Consider the following 6773-nt stretch of genomic DNA (forward strand, 5'->3'; position numbering starts at 1 on the left):
TAACGAGGGCTTGATTATAGTGAGACCAGTTTGTGATTTTGCTCATTGTTGTTGCACGGGCTAGTAGGATATAGATGATCTGATCACAGGCTGGCAAGATAGTTCAAACTTTTAGGAAACAACGCCTAGAATATGGTGAAATGAAACTTTTATATGCAGAAACTTTTAAGCTACATAATATTATTAAGCTCTCTTTTCAAAGTAAAATGAAAACCTAATAGTGAAATGAACCTAACTAATACAAAAGAAACCACTGCGCCGTAGAGCCCTATAAATGGTATTAATAGGGAGTTTAGCAAAACAGAGGCTAACAGTTGGCAATAACAGATCTTATTCCCTTTTGCTTCCTTACCGAAACTTACTAAACTTAGCCTTTCAAGATTTGCCATAAATGAGAAAAAAACACCGACTCCCATGAAAGGTAATATAATAAGTGTTTGCTGATATTTATCCCCATATAAAAAATCCACAGCAAAACACGCCAAGGAGATATAGCCAAATACCATCATCATAAAGATAATAATTAATTTCTTTTTCGCGCCATCTAAGCCACTTTGTTTCTTCAATGTTGGTAACAAAACTGTTGTTAGGCTAGAGCTAATAATAGGCAATAAAAAAACAAAACTAAATGACGCCCAATAGTAAGCAATACTTTCAGCTTGTAAAAAGCCTAATGTAACAAAAAAAGTTAATAACCAAACTTCTAACCTCATCAAAATTAAAACCGAAAATTCAAAAACAATAAAGCCTTTTGATGCAGTGAACAGCGATAAGAGAGAGTGAAAAACTCTATGATTAAATAATATTTTTACCTTTGTTAGATATATAAAAACAATGACTGAAAGTACAATGCTTACAGCTTTAAAAAAATATTCAATGAAATGGCTTTTGTAATAAAATAAAACGTATAGCATTATAAAAAGCAAAAGAACGCTTCTAATGGGAAGTAGTAAGTTGTAGATTTTAAAACTCTCTTTCGCTTGGTATTTACTCAAAACATGATCAAAGCCCGCTCCTAAAATACCTGATAATATTGCATATATATATAATTTATCTTCTACGAAAAAAGAAGCTATTAGTAATAATAGCAATAATGATAACCCGACTATCACTTTGGAAGTATCGAAATCATGGCTAGATATAGTAAAATTATTTACTACATACGCATTATTTATTCCGAGACTTGGAAGTAGCATTGCAGCGGTAAAAATTGAAAATAAAAAACTAAAGTTGGCATAGTCTGTCACTGTTAATTCTTTCATTAAGATTAGAGTTAACAGAAAGGAGCAGCCTGCTCCTATGCAGCGAAAGAAAATGACAGAACCGACCTTTTTAAAACTAAAGCTCAAAGCAGCAAACCAACTAAATCTAAAGTAAACTCAGTTTTTTGAATTTTTTTGAATTTTTCATGTTTAACCAAAATAATATGGATATCAGCACTTTCTTTTGCTTCAGCGACAGTGACACATTTTATACATTCTATAGTTGATTTTTGTATGTTCGGCTCAATTGCTATGACAGAACCCAAATGCAATGCTGCAATTTTTTTTGTGATATTTAAAGCAGGGCTTTCACGTAAATCATCGATATCTGGTTTAAAAGCCAAGCCATAACAAGCAACGGTTACATCTTGTACTGTCTTAGTTGGGTTAGCTTGCAAAAAGTCAGCAATTGCTAACTTAACTTTATTAATTACCCATTGTGGCTTAGCGTCATTTACTTTACGTGCTGTATGAATTATTTGTGCCTGTTCAGGGGTTTTACTAACAATAAACCAAGGATCTACTGCGATACAGTGCCCACCAACTCCCGGACCAGGTTGTAAAATATTAATACGAGGATGACGGTTAGCTAGAGAGATAAGTTCCCAAACATCTATATCTAATTTATCACAAATTATTGAAAGCTCATTTGCAAATGCAATTTGAACGTCACGACAACTATTTTCAGTTAACTTAGCCATTTCTGCCGTACGCGCATTTGTTATTACACACTCACCTTGCACAAACGTTTTATAAAGCTCAACAGACCGTGCAGAACATTTAGCGGTAATACCACCTATTACACGATCGTTTTCGACTAACTCACGAACAACATGGCCTGGTAATACACGTTCAGGGCAATGCGCTACATTTACATCTATGTTTGTATCTGTATAACTACTTTCAGGACCCGGAAATGTTAAGTCTGGTCGTGCAGCGGCTAACCACACAGCCATTTGCTCAGTAGCGCCAACAGGGGATGTTGATTCTAGTATTACTAAGTCACCTTTTTTAAGTACTGGCGCAATAGCTTCACTGGCTTTTTTGATATAACTTAAATCAGGCTCAGGTATTTCAGAATCATTATTTTTAAACGGTGTTGGTACGGCTATTAAAAATGCATCGGCAGGTTCAGGTGTGGTTGTAGCTTTTAAATTCCCTTCAGTAACTGCAGCATGAACAATCATATCTAAATCAGGCTCTACGATATGTATTTCACCACGATTAATTGTGTCAACTGCATGTTGATTTACATCAACCCCGATTACTTTTATTTTTCGTGATGCGAACATGGCTGCAGTTGGTAAGCCAATATAACCTAAACCAACAACTGAAATCGTATTAAATGACATGATAATCCTTTTAAATCTACTTGAGCTTCGAGCTTCGAGCTTCGAGCTTCGAGCTTCGCAAAAAATTCACTTACAAGCTTCAATAATATTCAAAGCTTCTTTATTTATTCTAGGTAGTGCAAGGTAAACCCGCGCCTACGCTTATTATTTTGCTAAAACATCGCAAATACGTTGGCATGCTTGGCCGTCACCATACGGGTTATGGGCACGGCTCATTACTTTATAAGCCACGTCATCTGTTAACAACTCATTTAGTGAAGAAGTGATTTTTGCTACGTCAGTGCCAACTAATTTAACTGTACCAGCCTCTACTGCTTCTGGACGTTCTGTTGTATCACGCATTACCAGTACCGGCTTACCTAAGCTTGGCGCTTCTTCTTGTATGCCGCCTGAGTCAGTTAAAATAATGTGTGAGCGATTCATTAAATACACAAATGGCAAGTATTGCTGTGGCTCGATTAAATGTACGTTATCTACATCTTTTAAAATACGCTTTACCGGCTCTTGAACATTTGGGTTTAAATGCACCGGGTAAAGTATTTGTGTATCTGGGTGAGCTTTGGCTGTTTGTGCGAGCGCTTCACAAATACGCTCAAACCCACCACCAAAACTTTCGCGGCGATGGCCGGTTACTAAAATAAGCTTTTTACTTTCATCAAGCATCGGGAATTGCGCTGCTAATGTGTTGCTTAGCTCTGCGTCATCTTCTATTTGTTGCTTTACCAGTAATAACGCATCAATAACCGTGTTACCGGTTACAAATATATTTTCATCTGCATAGTTTTCTTTTAAAAGGTTCGCTTTTGAGGTATCCGTTGGCGCAAAGTGGAACTTAGTTAAAGCGCCCGTTAATTTTCGGTTACCTTCCTCTGGCCAAGGTGAGTAAATATTACCTGTACGTAAACCTGCTTCTACGTGGCCCACTGCTATTTGCTCATAATATGCCGCTAAACTCGCTGCAAACGTCGTTGCGGTATCACCATGCACTAACACTACATCTGGTTTGAACTCTTTAAGTACGGGTGTTAGCTCTTGCAATATACGGCTTGTTACTTCTGGCAGTGTTTGCCCTGCTTTCATTAAGTTTAAGTCGTACTCTGGCGTGATTTTAAAAAGCTCTAGTACTTGGTCTAACATTTCACGATGCTGCGCTGTTACACAACATTTTGATTCAAAGCGCTCATCTGCGGCAAGAGCATGAACCAGTGGAGCCATTTTAATAGCTTCAGGGCGAGTACCGAATACCGTTAATACTTTCACTTTTATATCCTTTAATAAATCAAATTCATCTTTTAGCGTAACCAAATTTAGTTACGTTTATATGTCAACTTCATAGAGGGGTGGGAGTTAACTTTCACTATTTTACGGTGTAAGACATCCCAGCATTCACACTATGAGCGACCGGTTGGCCATTATGAAGTGCATTTTAGCAATTTTATATCTCAGCTTTATTACAACCCACTGAGACACTTTTTTCTAAATTGAGACAGTCAATTTAGACTATCTCATTGTAATTACTTGATTTAGTACTTTTTATAAAAAGTGCCCAATAGGCCCTAGGTAAAATTCAACCGAAATACATTTTTCTTGTCTAGCCCTTCGGGCACGCTTCACGTTTCAGTTCGTCGCAGAGCTCCTCTCGCTTCAGCTTGAAAGCAAAAATATTTGCTTATATAGCTCTTCGGGCACGCTTCCGCCCCTAGGTTGCAGTTCCTACGTACTGATACTTAATAAAATTTTCGCATAAAGCCGAAGCTGTGTATTTTGCTAGTATTGTTTTATGTCTTTGTTATCTACGCTCATTTCTACTTGTTTATTAAGTAGATTGATCAGCAAAATACTACGCATATCACCGTCAGACTCTTTGTAGATAGCTTTGATATTATTAAACGAACTGTTATTTACGCTAACTACATCACCCATTTTAGGTATAGTAGAATCATTAGTCTGTAAACGCTCACTCTTAAGCTGTTCTATTAGGGCTGTAGGTACTATTTGATAATTTGCCCCATAAGATACAAAGCCGCTAATTCCGCGCGTATTTTTTACCGCAGAAAAGTTACAGTTTTGTGACTCAAGGCAAACAAATAAGTAGTTAGGGAATAAAGCCGACTGTTTAACGGTACGTCGACCTTTAACCAGTTTTTCGGTGATTAGTTTGGGGTAGAACACCTCAATTCCTTGGTTAAGTAAGTTGGTAGATGCTCGCTCTTCTTGACGAGGCTTACACGTAACTAAATACCAACTTTCCATAGCAATCCTTACTACAATATAATTGTAAAAAACACAACACTAAAAAAACACAACGCTATATCTTATTAAGTGTAATTATAAACAATTTAAGCGCATTAAGTAAATAAGTTCTTATTGTAAATATTTCGCTCTATTTTCGTTAACTGTTGATCATTGTGATTTGAAACAACGCTATAGTAGTCTTGACGGTATTTACTGGGGAATAAACGGGATTATGTTCTGTTCAAATGCTTGCTCTTGAACCTCAAGAGGCATTTGCCTAAGATCTACAATGTGACCATTTACTGATGCCAACCAAATAAGAGGGTTGTCGTACTGACGACTTGGGATTGTCCAGTTTGGGTCTGATGGGAACATATCGAACAAGTCTCTAATGAACTTAGACTTAGCACTGCCAGAACTACTACTCACGCTAAAACTCGAATATAAGTCTGAGGCGGTAACAAAAGGCTCGGTATCCTTATCAAACAAGAAGTTAACCATCCCAATTGCGTGTATGATCCCGCACGCCCAAAGCTTTTCTTTGCCTTTGACAAAAGGTGTCTCTTTTTTACGAGCTAATGCTGCTGTCAAGTACAGACAATACTCTAGATATTCATCATCAAGGTTATCTCTTGCGTATGTTGCAATAAGGTTTTCTACTTTTGAAAACCTGTCTTTGAGATGAACTGGAATTCTCTTGGTTGAATGCTTCAGCATGATACTACCTCAAATTTTTGTTGATTATGGGGAAAGCTAAATGCATCACTAATGAAGTCAGCAAGAGATAAATCTCTATTCTTCACGCTCTCCATTAAGCGCATCCACCCTAAATAATTCGGCAAGTAATCAGTTCCTACCCCATAAAACCTTTGCATCCAGACTCTTATGCGCATCATGTAATTATTGACGTTTTGAATGTGAAATTGTTTACCAATGACTCTTTGTGACTTACTCGCTATGGTGCGGTAGTGAGTTAAGCCGTTTTCTTTAGCAAAGCTTCTATATGAATGCGCACCATCCGAGCACAGAATAGAGTCGGTGTTAATGATAGGTTTCAATGCCTTACCAATCTTCTCTTTATTGGGTCGCCCTAACATTGTTTCCGTTAATCCACCGCTTCGCTCTTTGACGATAAGCACAGCGATTTGATCTTCTTTCTTGCGTTTATCTCCCATACCTCCACGCTTTCTTGGTTCACGATGATGGATAGTTCGTTTGCCTTTATAGCTTTCAAGAAAGAACATTTCATCAGCTTCAACAATCCCTGAGACTTCAGAGACCTTATTGACGGTTGGGGAGGCAAGAAAGCGATGTCGCCATCTGAATACTGTCGTAATTGCCACTCCTAGCTCTCTTGCCGATTGGCGAATCGTTTTACTGTCAGCTATGCATTCTACGTATTGACTCCACAGGCTACGCTTTCTTAAACGAGCTAATGGTGTTTTGGTCAGAGCATTGAAAGTTTTTCGGCATTGTTGTTCTTTGCATCGGTATCGCTGCAACCCTGCCGACATCCCCCACTTGTTTAGTTTGATAGAGCCACAGTAAGGACATGCCACTTCATCTGATGATTTGCACTGATCAATCAACTTTGCAGTTGAGTCTTTATGGATGATACTATCCGCTCTGTCTCTAATGAGACGAATTTGATTATCGGTTAATGACGGTAACTCATTAATTATTCGAGTAAACCCTTTAATTTCCATAATCAATCCCTCAAAGTTAGATGCTTTAATCATAGCCTAATATTTGCGTACCAACATTTAAAGCGAATAGAGCGAAATATTTACTAGAGCCTGTATATGGTCTCCTCCAACATTGCAAGAATAAACAATGAGTTTTGACAGGGATAGGTTTGCGTTCGTATATCCGGCTTCTTAATTGAAACACTTTGGTTTCGAGCCTCGATGAACTTCGCACATAT

Annotated in this window: 6 protein-coding genes; all 6 read right to left on the minus strand. The window is 37.8% G+C overall.

What is annotated here, in order from left to right:
• Positions 1-170 precede the first annotated feature (170 nt).
• Entirely contained in the window at positions 171-1262 is a 1092-nt protein-coding gene (locus tag ABMY41_RS21090) for a polysaccharide biosynthesis C-terminal domain-containing protein (protein WP_349276172.1), read from the minus strand.
• A gap of 83 nt (positions 1263-1345) precedes the next feature.
• Positions 1346-2614 carry a UDP-N-acetyl-D-mannosamine dehydrogenase gene (gene wecC / locus ABMY41_RS21095; RefSeq protein WP_349276174.1) on the minus strand — a complete coding sequence of 423 codons (1269 nt, stop codon included), beginning with the start codon at positions 2612-2614 and terminating at the stop codon, positions 1346-1348.
• Between the two features lie 144 nt (positions 2615-2758).
• A complete protein-coding gene (gene wecB / locus ABMY41_RS21100; RefSeq protein WP_349276175.1) occupies positions 2759-3874 on the minus strand; it encodes a UDP-N-acetylglucosamine 2-epimerase (non-hydrolyzing) in 1116 nt (371 codons plus the stop codon).
• A gap of 507 nt (positions 3875-4381) precedes the next feature.
• Entirely contained in the window at positions 4382-4867 is a 486-nt protein-coding gene (rfaH, locus tag ABMY41_RS21105) for a transcription/translation regulatory transformer protein RfaH (protein WP_250659743.1), read from the minus strand.
• 192 nt (positions 4868-5059) lie between these two features.
• Positions 5060-5566 carry a DUF6398 domain-containing protein gene (locus ABMY41_RS21110; RefSeq protein ID WP_250659742.1) on the minus strand — a complete coding sequence of 169 codons (507 nt, stop codon included), beginning with the start codon at positions 5564-5566 and terminating at the stop codon, positions 5060-5062.
• Positions 5560-6555: an IS1595 family transposase gene (locus ABMY41_RS21115; protein WP_250659741.1), complete on the minus strand. Its 996-nt coding sequence runs from the start codon at positions 6553-6555 to the stop codon at positions 5560-5562. The genes ABMY41_RS21110 and ABMY41_RS21115 overlap by 7 nt, the downstream gene beginning before the upstream one ends.
• Positions 6556-6773 lie beyond the last annotated feature (218 nt).

The sequence above is a fragment of the Pseudoalteromonas sp. BZA4 genome, from assembly GCF_040104395.1.
In the GTDB taxonomy this organism is placed as follows: domain Bacteria; phylum Pseudomonadota; class Gammaproteobacteria; order Enterobacterales; family Alteromonadaceae; genus Pseudoalteromonas.

What these genes read in the sequence shown, in the direction of transcription:
- ABMY41_RS21090 (WP_349276172.1), bottom strand. Translation starts at nt 1,262, where the DNA reads ATGAAAGAATTAACAGTGACAGACTATGCCAACTTTAGTTTTTTATTT.
- ABMY41_RS21115 (WP_250659741.1), bottom strand. Translation starts at nt 6,555, where the DNA reads ATGGAAATTAAAGGGTTTACTCGAATAATTAATGAGTTACCGTCATTA.
- rfaH (WP_250659743.1), bottom strand. Translation starts at nt 4,867, where the DNA reads ATGGAAAGTTGGTATTTAGTTACGTGTAAGCCTCGTCAAGAAGAGCGA.
- wecC (WP_349276174.1), bottom strand. Translation starts at nt 2,614, where the DNA reads ATGTCATTTAATACGATTTCAGTTGTTGGTTTAGGTTATATTGGCTTA.
- ABMY41_RS21110 (WP_250659742.1), bottom strand. Translation starts at nt 5,566, where the DNA reads ATGCTGAAGCATTCAACCAAGAGAATTCCAGTTCATCTCAAAGACAGG.